Origin of the sequence: Imhoffiella purpurea, from assembly GCF_000585215.1 — a bacterium.
GTDB classification, from domain to species: Bacteria; Pseudomonadota; Gammaproteobacteria; order Chromatiales; family Chromatiaceae; genus Imhoffiella; species Imhoffiella purpurea.
In genome coordinates this window covers 58,843-71,924 of sequence record NZ_AONC01000003.1, presented here as the reverse complement: position 1 = coordinate 71,924, position 13,082 = coordinate 58,843, and the positions used below count along the sequence as shown (strand labels likewise).

Annotated in this window: 15 protein-coding genes; 7 read left to right on the top strand and 8 right to left on the bottom strand. The window is 65.3% G+C overall.

From position 1 onward, the window contains the following. Positions 1-130: 130 nt before the first annotated feature. Both D779_RS01395 and D779_RS01390 read right to left on the bottom strand, forming a co-directional pair. Positions 131-3,220: an efflux RND transporter permease subunit gene (locus D779_RS01395; RefSeq protein ID WP_043748318.1), complete on the bottom strand. Its 3,090-nt coding sequence runs from the start codon at positions 3,218-3,220 to the stop codon at positions 131-133. After that, positions 3,217-4,401, bottom strand: a complete 1,185-nt coding sequence (locus tag D779_RS01390; RefSeq protein ID WP_232424036.1) for an efflux RND transporter periplasmic adaptor subunit — start codon at positions 4,399-4,401, stop codon at positions 3,217-3,219. The genes D779_RS01395 and D779_RS01390 overlap by 4 nt, the downstream gene beginning before the upstream one ends. 249 nt (positions 4,402-4,650) lie before the next feature. On the opposite strand from D779_RS01390, the gene D779_RS01385 reads away from it, so the two are divergent. The 4 genes from D779_RS01385 to D779_RS01370 all read left to right on the top strand — a co-directional run bounded on the left by D779_RS01385 (position 4,651) and on the right by D779_RS01370 (position 6,719). After that, a complete protein-coding gene (locus tag D779_RS01385) occupies positions 4,651-5,199 on the top strand; it encodes an NYN domain-containing protein (protein ID WP_198295645.1) in 549 nt (182 codons plus the stop codon). A 50-nt stretch (positions 5,200-5,249) separates the two neighbouring features. Further along, positions 5,250-6,089, top strand: a complete 840-nt coding sequence (locus D779_RS01380; RefSeq protein WP_043748315.1) for an REP-associated tyrosine transposase — start codon at positions 5,250-5,252, stop codon at positions 6,087-6,089. 104 nt (positions 6,090-6,193) lie between these two features. After that, positions 6,194-6,448, top strand: coding sequence for a type II toxin-antitoxin system Phd/YefM family antitoxin (locus D779_RS01375; RefSeq protein ID WP_043748312.1), 255 nt, complete (start codon positions 6,194-6,196; stop codon positions 6,446-6,448). After that, complete coding sequence (locus D779_RS01370) at positions 6,438-6,719, top strand: type II toxin-antitoxin system RelE family toxin (protein ID WP_043748310.1); 282 nt, start codon at positions 6,438-6,440, stop codon at positions 6,717-6,719. The genes D779_RS01375 and D779_RS01370 overlap by 11 nt, the downstream gene beginning before the upstream one ends. 187 nt (positions 6,720-6,906) lie before the next feature. Here D779_RS01370 and gloA read toward each other — a convergent pair whose 3' ends face one another. Further along, entirely contained in the window at positions 6,907-7,302 is a 396-nt protein-coding gene (gloA, locus tag D779_RS01365) for a lactoylglutathione lyase (RefSeq protein WP_043748308.1), read from the bottom strand. A 388-nt stretch (positions 7,303-7,690) separates the two neighbouring features. Continuing rightward, entirely contained in the window at positions 7,691-7,942 is a 252-nt protein-coding gene (locus D779_RS01360) for a hypothetical protein (RefSeq protein WP_043748304.1), read from the bottom strand. 88 nt (positions 7,943-8,030) lie between these two features. Here D779_RS01360 and D779_RS01355 point away from each other — a divergent pair, with 88 nt between their 5' ends. After that, a complete protein-coding gene (locus D779_RS01355; protein ID WP_052347658.1) occupies positions 8,031-8,384 on the top strand; it encodes a cupin domain-containing protein in 354 nt (117 codons plus the stop codon). Between the two features lie 56 nt (positions 8,385-8,440). On the opposite strand, the gene D779_RS01350 is transcribed toward D779_RS01355, so the two are convergent. Beyond that, positions 8,441-9,046, bottom strand: a complete 606-nt coding sequence (locus D779_RS01350) for a DUF938 domain-containing protein (protein ID WP_043748302.1) — start codon at positions 9,044-9,046, stop codon at positions 8,441-8,443. Between the two features lie 59 nt (positions 9,047-9,105). Here D779_RS01350 and D779_RS01345 point away from each other — a divergent pair, with 59 nt between their 5' ends. Beyond that, positions 9,106-9,642: a protein disulfide oxidoreductase gene (locus D779_RS01345; protein ID WP_043748295.1), complete on the top strand. Its 537-nt coding sequence runs from the start codon at positions 9,106-9,108 to the stop codon at positions 9,640-9,642. Between the two features lie 39 nt (positions 9,643-9,681). Here the strand turns inward: D779_RS01345 and D779_RS21450 are convergent, their stop codons facing one another. Then, on the bottom strand, positions 9,682-11,316 hold the full coding sequence (locus D779_RS21450; protein ID WP_043748291.1) for a c-type cytochrome: 1,635 nt from the start codon (positions 11,314-11,316) through the stop codon (positions 9,682-9,684). Between the two features lie 117 nt (positions 11,317-11,433). After that, positions 11,434-11,934, bottom strand: coding sequence for a glycosyl-4,4'-diaponeurosporenoate acyltransferase CrtO family protein (locus tag D779_RS01335; RefSeq protein WP_043748289.1), 501 nt, complete (start codon positions 11,932-11,934; stop codon positions 11,434-11,436). Between the two features lie 209 nt (positions 11,935-12,143). Here D779_RS01335 and D779_RS01330 point away from each other — a divergent pair, with 209 nt between their 5' ends. After that, complete coding sequence (locus D779_RS01330; RefSeq protein ID WP_043748287.1) at positions 12,144-12,692, top strand: cell wall hydrolase; 549 nt, start codon at positions 12,144-12,146, stop codon at positions 12,690-12,692. Positions 12,693-12,725: 33 nt separating this feature from the next. On the opposite strand, the gene D779_RS01325 is transcribed toward D779_RS01330, so the two are convergent. After that, positions 12,726-13,067: a hypothetical protein gene (locus tag D779_RS01325; RefSeq protein WP_043748285.1), complete on the bottom strand. Its 342-nt coding sequence runs from the start codon at positions 13,065-13,067 to the stop codon at positions 12,726-12,728. Positions 13,068-13,082: the final 15 nt, after the last annotated feature.

The window sequence follows — 13,082 nt, the reverse complement described above, 5'->3', positions numbered from 1 at the left end:
CAATTGACCACTGAGTTCGCGCGGATTGACTTGTCAGCTTGTCGATATCGGGTCAACGACAGTTCGTGTCACCTATCCCAGAGCACATCGAGCGCAAAGGGCAACGGCGCGAAGCCCGCCGATATAGGCATCAGTTCGGTGTTTTCGACTGCCCTGAATCCCGATGAAACAGCGAATAAACCGCCGGTATCAACACCAGCGTGATGAGCGTCGAGGCCGCCAGCCCGCCGAGCACGGCGCGGGCGAGGGGGGCCTGGGCGTCGGCGCCCTCGCCGATGCCGAGCGCGAGCGGCAGCAGGGCGAGCAGGGTGGTGGAGGTGGTCATGAGGATGGGGCGCAGCCGGCGTCGGCCGGCCTCGGCCAATGCCTCGCGCACCTGGAGCCCCTCCGCGCGCAGACGTCCGGTCTGGTCGACCAGCAGGATGGCGTTGTTGACCGCGATGCCGCAGAGCATGATGCAGCCGATCGCCGACTGCAGGTTGAGCGTGGTGTCGGTGAGCAGCAGGGTGAGGACCACGCCGACCGAGGCGACCGGGACCGAGAGCATGACTACCAGCGGGTCGAGCAGGGATTCGTACTGTGAGGCCAGCACCATGTAGACCAGCACCAGGGCGAGCAGCAGCGAGACCAGCAGCTCGTCGAAGGCCTTCTGCTGTTCCTCGTAGTTGCCGGCGATGGTGAGGTCGTAGCCGACCGGGCGCGGGATGTCGCCGAGACGCTCGCGCACGTCGGCGGCGACCGATCCCAGGTCGCGCCCGGAGACGTTGGCGGTGACGCTCACCACGCGCTGCTGGTCCTTGCGCTCGACGATGACCGGGCCGCGTCCGTTCTCGGTGGTGACCAGGTTGCGCAGGGCCACCTGCTCGCCGTCCGGGGTGCGCAGGGTCAGGTCCAGGATCTCGTCGATCGAGCGCTTCTCGGCGTTCTCGAGCTGGACCAGGATGCGGTACGAATCGCCCTCGGTGCGCAGCTCGCCGGCCTTGGAGCCGGCCACGGCGGTCTCGACCACCTCGGTGACGTCGCGCACCGTGAGCCCCAGGTCGGCGATCTTGTCGCGCAGCATATGGATCTGCAGCTGGGGGATGCCGGCCTCGCGGCTGACCTCCACGTCGGTCACGCCGGCGACGTCGCCGATGGCGTCCGCCACCTGACCGGCCAGCAGTCCCAGGGTATCCAGGTCGAATCCGCGCACCTCCACCGTGACGCCCTCGGTGCCGGCCAGCAGACGTTCGAGCAGGAACTGCCCCTGGGGCGCGCGGGTGCGGATCTTCATGCCCGGGATGCGTCCCTCGAGCCGCTGGCGCAGATCCTCGGCGATAGCCTGGTTGGAGCGCGAGCGTTCTGCCGCCGGGGTGAGCGAGAGCCGGATCTCGCCGTTGGCCTTGGCGCTGCCCCGGGTGCCCGAGGTGACCACGGAGACGACCGACGAGGTCGCCTCGGGCACGGCGGCATAGACGATCTCCTCCATCTGGCGGGTCTGGCGGTCGATGAGGTCCAGACGGGTGCCGACCTCCATCTCGCCCGTGACCCGTACCTCGCCCTCGTCGCTAGGCGGCAGGAACTCGGTGCCGATGAAGGGGGCCAGCGTCAGGCTGACGGCGAAGGTGGCGGCTGCCGCCGTGATGGTCAGCCAGGGATGGCGCAGGGCCTGCCGCAGCAGGGTGCCGTAGGCGTCCTCCAGGGCGGTCAGCCAGCGTCCGGTGCGGTCGGCGAGGCGACAGGTCCAGCCCTTGTCCGAGCCCGGGGGCCGCTCGTCGAGCAGACGCGAGGCGAGCATGGGCACCAGACCGAGCGCGACCAGCAGCGAGCACACCAGGGAGAACATGATGACGTAGGCCAGCTCCTGGAAGAGCACACCCGGCACGCCGCGCACGAAGATCAGCGGCAGGAAGATGGTGAGGGTGGTGATGGTCCCGGCGACGACCGCCGAGGCGACCTCCTGGGTGCCGGAGACGGCGGCGGCGGGCGGCGGTTCGCCGCCGCTCTGGTGGCGCCGATAGACGTTCTCCAGCACCACGACCGAGCTGTCGACCATCATGCCGACACCCAGCGCCAGCCCGCCCAGGGTCATGAGGTTGAGGGTGAATCCGCCGAAATAGAGCAGGGCGAAGGTGGCCAGCACCGAGATGGGGATCGCCAGCGAGATGACGAAGGTGCTGCGCAGGTTGCGCAGGAAGAAGAGCAGCACCAGGACCGCCAGCGCGCCGCCGTAGAGCACCGAGTTGGCGACGTTGGTGATGGAGCGCTGGATGAAGTTGCCCTGGTCGATGACGGGGACGATGTGCAGCTGGGGGAAGTCGCGGTTGATCGCCTCGACCTGTTCGAGCACCGCGCGCGCGACCTCGACCGTGTTCGACTCGGCCTGCTTGCGGATGGCCAGGCGCAGACCGCGCTCGCCGTTGACCCGGATCAGGCGGGTCAGCTTCTCGTAGGTGTCGGTCACCTTGGCGACCTGGCCCAGGGTCACCAGGGTGCCCTCGCGGCGGCCGATCACGGTTTCGCGGATCTCGTCGAGGTTGGTGAATTCGGCCGGGGCGCGCAGGGTGACCTCGTAGCGTCCGCGTTCGAGCTTGCCGGCCGGCAGGTCGAGGTTGGCGTCCTCGATGGCGTCGAGGATGTCGTTGAGCGCGAGTCCCAGGGCGTTGATCTTGCCCGGATCCAGCTCGACCCGCACCTCGCGGGTGAATCCGCCCCAGGGGTCGACCTGGGCCACGCCGGGGATGCGGGCGAAGCGGTAGCGGATCTGGTTCTCGACCAGCTGGGTCAGCTCGACCGGATCCAGATGGCTGGAGATGCCGAGCAGCACCACGGGGAAGGAGTCCACGTCGAACTTGCTGATGCGCGGCCCCACGATGTCGTCCGGCAGCTCGCTGATCTCGTCCTCGAGCGTCGCCTGCACGTCGACCGCCAGGTTGTCGATGCTGGTGCCCCAGGCGAAGCTGACGCGCACGCTGCTGTTGCCCTCGTAGGAGCTGGAGGTCATCTCCACGATGCCGGGGACGGTGGCGACGATCTCCTCGACGATCTGGGTGACCAGGCGTTCGATGACGATGGGGTCGGCGCCCTCGTATTCGGTGCGGACGGTGAGGGTGGGCAGCTCGATGCTGGGGAGCAGGTCGACCTGGAGCCGGCTGAGCGAGAGCCCCCCGAGCACCATCACCATGAGGGTCACCATGACGGTGAAGACGGGCCGGCGGACGCTGGCGCTGGCCAGGTTCATGGCGCCGTCTCCGGTTCGACGACGCGCACCCTGGCGCCGTCGCGCAGCTGCTGCTGTCCCAGGGTCACGACCCGGCCCTCCAGGCCGTCGCCGATCACCTCGAGCCGGTCCTCCTCCTGGATTCCCGAGCGGACGGGCCGCCACAGCGCCTGGCTCGACTCGGATGCGATGACGAAGATCCCTTCTCCCGCGTCGCGCTTGGTGAGCGCCTGTTCGGGGACGATGGTGGCGTCCTCGTGCCGGTCGAGGATGAGCGTCGCCCGGGCGAACATGCCCGGCTTGAGGCGGCGGTCCGGGTTCTCGACCCCGATCTCGACCCGAGCCTGGCGGGTGGACTCGCGGAACACGGGGGCGATGCGCTGGATCCGTCCCTCGAAGGACTCGCCCGGGAAGGCGTCGGTCGAGATGAGCGCCGCCATGCCGGTGCGAAGCTCGGCATAGTCGCGCTCGGTGACGGAGAAGACGGCGGTGATGGGATCGAGCTCGACGATGCGTAGCAGGGCCGTGTTGGCGGTCACCGTCTCGCCCTCGTCGACATAGCGTTCGGCGACCATGCGCCTCTCGCTGCCGCCGCGCCAGTCGGCCGTGACCTGGGTGTAGCCGAGCCGGATGCGCGCCGCCTCCAGGTCCGCTTGGGCGCTCGCCACCCGCGCCTCGGTGACCGAGACCAGGGCCCGCTTGGCCAGCTGCTCGGCGCGCGAGGTGTCCAGCTGGGAGTCCGAGCTGAGGCCGCGCGTCTGGAGCTTCTCGACCCGCTCCAGCTCGCGCTCGGCGATCTTCAGCAGGCTCTCCGCCTCCAGATGGCTGGCCCGGGTGACCGCCAGGTCCGCCTCGGCGCGCGCCACGTCCTGAACGTATTCGGCATCGTCCAGCATGGCCACCACCTGGCCGCGCTTGACCGCGTCGGCCAGATCCAGGCCGATGTCCTCGATCCGGCCGCTGACCTTGGGGGCCACCACGAACTCGGCCTGGGCCTCCAGGGTGCCGGTGAAGGTGCGCCGCTTCTCGATGGGACCATGGACGATGGGGGCGACCTCGACCGGGATCGGACGCTGGTCGCCATCGCGGCCCTGCGAGCCGGCGGTCTCCCGCAGCTGCTGCTGGACGGCCCATGCCAGCCAGCCCAGGGCGCCGACGAGGGCCAATGTGAATAGCAGTGTCTTGCGGCTGGGGCGTGTCACGGCATCGGGATCCAGTTGAGTGTCGGCGCGGTTCGAAGGTTGGTCCATCGGTCGTTGGGGGCGTTCCCCGCTGCCGATTATCCCGCAGTCCTTACCGCGCCGATGCACGCGATCGGTGCGCCGTTCTCATGTGACATCCTGTTTCCGATGGCTGGGGCAGGAAGGGCCGTCGGCCGATGTCTCGGATCTTGCCATCTGGCCGACCGGGTGGGCATCCTGGGCATGAGCATCATCACCGGGAGAGACCGCATGGATGATATCCAGACGCAGGATTTTCCACAGCCGACATTGGCGGAGATCGAGCCGATGCGCCTCGAGCGTCCGGCCTTCGCCCTCTACATCGACGCCGACAATCAGTCGGCCCAGAGTGCCGCGGCCCTGATCGACGTCCTCCAGCATGACGTCGGTGGCTCGATCCATCGCGTGACCCTGGCCGGGAACGATAAGGGAAACAAGAACGATTCCTGGATCAAGGCGTTGCGGGAACTGATTCCCGGTCTGGCGATCGAGAATCTGTCCGTGCCCTGTCGCCCCAATGCCGCCGATATCGCGCTCATCCTCGCTTTGGGGGCGGATCTCGCCGAGCACCTGCGAACCCGGATGCGCGTGGTGGTCGTCTCACGCGATACGCTCTTGCTCGACGCTGCCGAGCAGGTCAAGGACGCCGGCGTTCGGCTCTATGTCGCCTATGCCGACAGTCAGATTCCGACGGCTCGGCGCACCAACCTGACCACCTTTCTGCTCCCGAATTTGGCCGAGCCGTCTCAGGCGGTAGTATTAGGGGTCACTCGGTATTAGGGGTCAGGTCTCGCATTGTATCACCTTCCCCGATACGCTATCGTTGAGTGATGGCTAGACCTCTCCGAATCGAGTTCGCCGGTGCGTTGTACCACATCACCTCGCGTGGTGATCGGCGCGAGCCGATCTACGAGGACGATGACGATCGTGAGGCGTTCTTGCGGGTGCTCGCGGAGGTGGTGGAGCGTTTCAATTGGCTGTGTCACGCCTACTGCCTGATGACAAACCACTATCACCTCATCATCGAGACGGTCGAGGGCAATCTCTCCAAGGGAATGCGCCAGTTGAATGGCGTTTACACGCAAACCTCGAACCGACGTCATGGCCGCGTCGGCCACCTCTTCCAGGGGCGTTTCAAGGGCATCCTGGTCGACAAAGATGCCTATCTGCTGGAGTTGACCCGCTACGTCGTGCTCAATCCAGTGCGCGCAGGGCTTGTCGCGACTCCGGATGCTTGGCCTTGGAGCAGCTACCGGGCCATGATCGGGATGGTGCCTGCGCCAGCCTGGCTGGCGGTGGACGGACTTTTGAGCCAGTTCGGCGACCGTCGCGAGGAGGCCCGTCTTCAGTATCAACGCTTCGTCAGCGAAGGCGTCGGAAAGCAGGATTTCTGGAGCGGCCTTCGGCAGCAGGTCTACCTGGGGGATTCCACGTTTGTGGAGCGGATGCAGGCCAAGGCCCGGATTCGAGGCGACGTGCTCACCATCCCCAAGGTGCAACGTCGCGCCCCGGCACCCGCGTTGGCTGTGATCGCCGCGCAGCATGCGGATCGCAACGCGGCCATTCGCGCGGCCTATGCGACCGGAGCTTACAGCTATCGCGAGATCGCGCAGCACTTTGGGGTTCATTTGGCGACCGTCGGACGCGTCGTGCGGAAGGGAATGCAATGATGCGAGAACTGACCCTGTCCGCTGTCCGCTCTCAAGGTTGGCAAGTTGCGGAGATCTTTTAAGAGCGCTATTTTTAGTGCATTTAAAAGTGCTTTTGAATTGCTATGACGCATCGAATTCTAGCCGAGACGACTGCGAGTATCTCGGAGCTGAAACGCAACCCGATGGGTACAGTGGCTGCCGGTGCGGGCCTCCCGGTCGCGGTCCTCAATCGTAACGAGCCGGCCTTCTATTGCGTGCCGGCAGAAGCTTACGAGGCGCTGATGGAGCGCCTGGACGACCTTGAACTCAATGCCGTCGCCGATGCGCGCCTCAGCGACGGAAGGGCGCCGATCAAGGTCTCGCTTGATGAGCTATGAGCTGCTGTTTCACCCTGACGCCTGGGACGAGTGGGGAAGGCTGGACAAGGCCGTCAGAGAGCAGTTCAAAAAGAAGCTCGTGGAGCGCTTGGAGGAGCCCCACGTCCCAGCCTCGAGGCTCGCTGGACGGCAAGGCCGTTACAAAATCAAACTGAGGACTGCCGGATATCGGCTCGTTTACGAAGTACGAGACACGCAGTTGCTCGTCTTGGTTGTTGCAGTCGGAAAACGCGAGCGGAGCGCAGTCTACAAATCCGCTGCAAAGCGATAGCCGTGATTATGATCTCGAGTGACGGCTTTCCCCTCTGTCTGAGCAGTCAAGGATCCCTGCGGCTCGACTGGCTCCTTTCCGCGTCATCCAGACATTCGGCTTGCAGCGGCCGCTGACGGAACAAGCGTCCGCCCACTCCTTTCCCGTGGCGATGATAGACGGACGCTGATTCCTCCCCAGTCGCGGATCAGCCCGCCCTCTGTCCCGCGCCGATGAGTTCGATCGGATAGCCGTCCGGATCCTCGACGAAGGCGATGAGGGTGGTTCCGGCATTCATGGGGCCGGCCTCGCGCAGGATCTTGCCGCCCATGTCGCGGATCCGGTCCGTGGCGCCATAGATATCCTCGACCTCGATGGCGATGTGGCCGTAGCCGTTGCCGAGATCGTAGGAGTCCACGCCCCAGTTGTAGGTCAGCTCGATGACGGTGTTGTCCGACTCCTCGCCGTAGCCGAGAAAGGCGAGGGTGAATTCGCCGTCCGGATAGTCCTTCTGGCGCAGGAGCTTCATCCCGAGCACCTGGGTGTAGAAATCGATCGAACGCTGCAGATTGCCGGTGCGCAGCATGGTGTGTAGGAGTCTCATGTGAAATCTCCGCTTGTGGTGGTTGGAAGACGGGGCGATGGGTGGAATCGTCTGTCTGCCGCTCGACGACCGAAGACATGGCTGGCCGGAGGTCAGGAACGAGGAGCGCTGTAGCCTTACGATGCCTCCGGAGAGGATGAAAGGCTGGACTCCGCATCGCCGACGCCGAGAGTGAAATCCAGTAAGCTCGACGAATCAAGCTGACCATATTTCAGTGTCCAAGTTCGAGCGGTCGTGACGGTCGGGGCGGAGAAGGGCGAAGTCGGCGAGGTTGGAGATGGGAGAGCGTCAGCGCCCTGATGCCGGGTTCAGGACTGGAGGCTTGGTTTCAATGGGACTTCAGCCGCATGCCGGGGTTCGACCACGGTCGATGCGGCTGAAGTTGCGCCTAGACAAGTGCATGCTCGAACTGGGCGCGGTAGCTCAGGTCGCGGGCGCAGTTGTCGAGGCAGGCGCGCTGCAATTTCTGCTTGCTGCCGGCGTCCAGGCAATGCAGGTCGGCCGCGCCGATGTGGCCTTCTTCTATCAGTCGTTGGACCAGATCGACCGGGATCTCGACGCGCAGGGTGTCCGGGTTCGATGCTCGGTAGGTCGTCTGTGGGCCGACCAAGGCCGGCCAGTCGTTGGGGTCTTTGTACATGGCTCGATCCTTACAATGAAGCGTTCGTGAAAACCTGACTAAAATAGTAGTGAATCTTTGGCGTGATTGCAAGATGAGATTAGTTCGCATGCCACCTTCGTTTGGCAATCTATTCGCCGGTCTGGGTTGTCCCGTCGAGGGCGAGGTCTTCGAGGATCTGCTGCGCCTCGGCCGGCTGCGGATCGAGCGTATCCTCAGCAGCGAGTACAGGGACGGCGAGCTCTACGACCAGTCGCAGGATGAGTGGGTCTGTCTGCTGCAGGGGACGGCGCGGCTCTGGATCGATGGCGAGACGGTGAGGCTCGAGGCGGGAGACTATCGCTTCATCCCGGCCCATACGCCGCATCGGGTGCTCGAAACCTCGCGCGAGCCGCACTGTCTATGGCTGGCGGTGCATCTGCATCCGGAGGGAGGCGAGGAGCCGGTCGCCCCCTCGGAATGAAGGTCCGTCGGGACGGACCGCTTCCGTCTCGGTCGAGGGTACGCATGAATCCGCGTTTAGGTGGCGTCGCGCTGCCAGACCAGCGTGAGATTGTTGGCCGGCATGGGGTGCTCTGCGACCGGTCTCAGACCGGCCTGACTGGCCAGGGCATGGAGGTCCGCCAGATCCCGTACCCCCATCCGCGTGTCCTGCGATTTCAGCCAGGCGTCGAAGCGCCGGTTGCTGTCGCTGGTGAAGGCGCCGTCCCGGTTGAAGGGGCCGTAGAGCGCGAAGTAGCCGCCGGGTGCGAGGACGCGCCCCACGCCCGCGAACATGGCCTCGACCGCCTCGAAGGGCATGATGTGCGCGGTGTTGGCGCTGAAGACGGCGTCGAAAGGGCCCTCGGGCCAGTCGCGGGTGGTGTCGAGCACGATGGGCGGTGCCAGATTGGGCAGGTCCGCCTCATCGAGCCAGGCGTGGATGCCGGGCAGGTTCTCGGCCATGTCGCTGGTCTGCCAGATCAGATGCGGCATGGCGGCGGCGAAGCAGACGGCATGCTGGCCGGTGCCGCTGCCGATTTCGAGCAGGCTGCGAGCCGTTTCGAACAAGGGGCGGATGACGGCCAGAATGGGCGCTTTGTTCTCGTCGCATGAGGGGGCGTAGGGCTTTTTTTGCGGATGCATGCTGTGGTCCGAGTCGCTGTGGATCGATTGAGAAGTGGTAACCGATGAGGGTGTTTTCGATGAGTGAGGATCCAAAGCCAACCAAACCGGCTTCCCCCTGGGGGCGGCGATTGCGGGGCCTGGGCGTCAATCTGCTCATTCTGGTGCTGGTCTTCTCCGCCGTCCAATGGTGGAAGTCCAGGCCGCTGGCCGCCGGCGAGGCGCCCGAGCTCGCTGGGCTCGAGCTCGACGGCAGCCGGTTCGATCTGCGCGACCTGCGCGGCGAGCCGGTTCTGGTCCATTTCTGGGGCACCTGGTGTCCGGTGTGCCGGGCGATGGACGGGGCGATCGACTCGGTGGCCAAGGATCACCGCGTCATCAGCGTGGCCCTGCAGTCGGGCGGCTGGATGGAGGTCCAGCAGTACATGCGCAAGGCCGAGATCGCCTTCCCGACGATCACGGATCCAGAGGGCGATATCGGTGCCCGCTGGGGCGTGGTCGGCGTGCCCGCGTCCTTCATCGTCGATGCCGATGGCCGGATCGCCGATGCCACCGTGGGACTGAGCAGTTCATGGGGACTGCGTCTGCGGCTCTGGCTCTTCGGCCGCAGCGGTTGATGGCGCTGGCGGATCTCCGGGTATCCGCCATCTTCCTCTTCAATTGCCCTCGGCTTTCGCTGTCGCGGCAGGCGTGCCTGCGCCGAGCCGATGGCCGTCGAGCGCGCTCGGTGTGCCGTATAGATCGTAGCGTCCGCCGTGGAAACGCTCTGCCGTTTCATCGAGATCCCCGGTGAAGCGCGGGTCCTGGGGGCGCTCGTGGCTGTTGATGAAGGCCGAGACGTCCCAGGCATCCTGATCGCTCAGTGCGATGCTTCCGCCCAATGGCATCATGTGCCGGATGAAGGCGGCCGCCGTGTCGATGACGTGCATCCCGGCGCCCCAGTTGTAGGAGTTGGGTCCCCAGAGCGGGGGGAAGACGGAGATGCCGTCCTTCCGCGCGCCGGCTCCGTCCTCTCCGTGACAGATGGCGCAGTTGGCCTGATAGACGTCTTCGCCGCGCCTGGCGTCGTATCCGCCGGCAGGCTCCTCGATATCCGGATAGCCCCGTCCCGGAATGCCGCGGTCGCCGGTCGGCGCGCCGGTCGCGAGCCAGTAGCTGTAGCTGAGCAGTGCGACGATGGTCCTGGAGTCGGCGTCGGGCGGTTCCCCGGTGGCTGAATCCTGGGCGTTCATCGAATAGGTGAAGCAGCCCTGGATGCGGCTGGTGAGCGTGTCCACGCGATGGCTCTTGCCGCGGTATGCCGGGTAGGAGACCCAGGCCGCCCACATGGGCGAGACGTTGGCCAGGCGGCCCGCGTCCAGATGGCAGTTCCGGCAGGTTTGACCGTTGCCGACGTGCGGCGCGGAGTCTGGGTGCGTGTCGGTCTGGCGGAAGATGGCCTCGCCGAGCGCGACCATCTCTCCGAAGGGGCCGTCCGGGCGTTCGCTGCGCGCCGGCGGCCTGAAATACCCCTGGCTGGTCGGGGCTCGGCCTGCCGGGATGTCGGCCAGTTCGGGAATCGTCTCCGAGTGCAGACCGGCCGAGGTCGGGCTGGCCGCCGGCAGATGCTTGGCCGAATCGCTTGGTGTCCCTGACTTCTCAAGGCCGCCCGACGTGATCGGCATGGCGGCGAAATAGGCGGCGACCAGCGATGCCTCGTCCTTGGTCAGACGCGAGGCGACGCCTTTCATCAGGCCGAGCGGATCTCCGGAGCGTCGGTCCTGCATCCAGGCCGTCAACTGGTTGCGCAGATAGGCATAGGGTTGGCCCGCCAGCGCCGGAAAGCCCTCTCCGACCCCGGATCCATTCGGGCCGTGACACTGGACGCAGCCGGGTAGCCCGCGATCCTGCCAGTCGCCGAACAGCGCCAGTTCGGCACCTGTACGCGGATCCACTCCCTTGGGGACCGAGGCATGTGTCGCTGGCCTAAGTCCCGCGTAATAGTCGCTGACCGCGACGATCTCGCTGGCGGTCAGCTGATTCGCCCAGGGGGTCATGATCGGATTGTCTCGGCGGCCGCTGCGAAAGTGCTCGATCTGACGTTGCAGATAAACGGAATTCTGTCCGGCGAGCCGTGCCGATCCGATCGGCTCGCTGCCGCCGCCGTCCGGCTCGTGACAGCTGGCGCACGCCGGGATGCCGCGGGCCGTATCGCCTTGCGAAGCGAGTCGCTGTCCGACGGTGTCTTCGGCCACGGCCGGGGTCGAGCAGCAGATGAGGAGGGGCAGGGCGAGACGTTTGAACTGAATCATGAGGTTATCGAGTCCGGTGAGTGGCGGTTTGCGAATCCCATTCCCTGTTCGTTCGGCGCTTGCCCGGCCCCGGGCATGATGAGGGCGCCCGCGGTGTCTGGCCGGCCCGGCGGCCGCTCAAGTATCCATTCCTCTTCGGACAGGGCGGGCTCCGCGCGTCTGGCGCTCGATGATTCGCAAGGTGCGCCTGAGGCGCGCGCGGTTGTAGCGCTGCACTAGGATGAAGGGAATGTTGGACAACGCGCCGTAAACCAGCATCACCACCCCGATCTCCCAGGGATTCCAGGCGAAGAAGGTGAGGGACAAGCCCCAGGTCAGCCAATGCGAGCACTCGGCGCGGGACGTCTCCAGGACGAATTTCCCCAGATAGCTTGCGTCCTGTCTCAGCAGCCTGCGTTTCGAGAATCCCCCGGGGAAGAAGGCCCCGGCCTCCGGGAGTCGATCCTTCCACGTCCGGATTCCGAGTCCTTCGTAGAATTTTCCGTCGTTTTCCCAGCTGTAGCTCGCGTTCACCAATGGGAGTCTTCCGATGGCGGCGTTCGGCAACAGGTAGGCCAGGTACCCGGATCCGAAATGAAAACAGATCCAGATGGCGGAATAGAGCGCGACATAATGCATCTTTCACGTCTCGGCAGAGAATCTGCGCCAGGTCGTCTGTCGATTCAGGATGACTGTCGCCAGGGCTTTGTTTTGAAGCTGGATTTCGCCATCGCCCGAGTCCGCTTCGGGTGATGGCGATCACAATCGGTCAATTAGGGATTTCCCTAATCTTCGTCGATGCTCTACCATAGAAGAGATACTCGATATGACTTCAACGATATTCGACCATGCGTGTTCTCTCTCTAACGGCCTTGTCCGCAATCATCTTTTTTCCATCGATCCTCACCTCGTCCCATCTCGAGTCTCTCGAGGTAGCCACAAGGATCGAGACCCCGGCGGCAGAGGTTGCCGTCGATCGGCCCGTCACCAATTCGATGGCGGAGCAGGATCTGCGCTGTCTCGCGCTCAACATCTATCATGAGGCCCGCTCGGAATCCGAGGCAGGGCAGGTCGCGGTGGCTCGCGTCACCATGAACCGCGTCGCCTCCAAGTCCTTTCCCGGGTCGGTCTGCGCCGTGGTGAAGCAGGGCGGAATCGAGCGCAACCGCTGCCAGTTCTCCTGGTGGTGCGATGGCCGCTCGGATCGGCCGACGAACCAGAAGGCCTGGCGCAAGGCCATGGAGATCGCCCGGCGCGTGATGGACGATGTGGTTTCCGATCCCACCCATGGCGCCCTCTACTACCACGCCAGCTACTGCAAGCCTTCCTGGTCGAGTGCCTACAAGCGCACCACCCGTATCGGCCAGCACCTCTTCTACCGCCCGGTCAAGATCTGACCCGCCTCGATACGTCCGCTGCGGCCGCTCCCCCTAGTCCTCCTCCGGCAGTTCCGGCAGCCTGAAATGGGTCGATGAGCGCGTGCCGTGCATGAACATGAGTCCGCCGTGCGGACGGTTGATCTCGGCGAAGGCGTAGATGTGCTCGAAATGGGCATCCGCCTCCTCGGCGGGGACGGCGACGGTGAGGATCTCGCGCTCCGAGGTCTCGCCGATGCCCCGGTGACGGAGCGGGGTGATGCGGCCGACGCCGCGCGCGTAATGGATGTCGACGGTGGTCAGTCCGCGCTCCTTGGTCAGGTGTTTGGCGAGGGGCTGGGCCCGGCCCTTGGGCAGGATGCAGGTGATGATCTTCTGTGGTTCGGTATTGAGCATCCGATATCCCTCCGC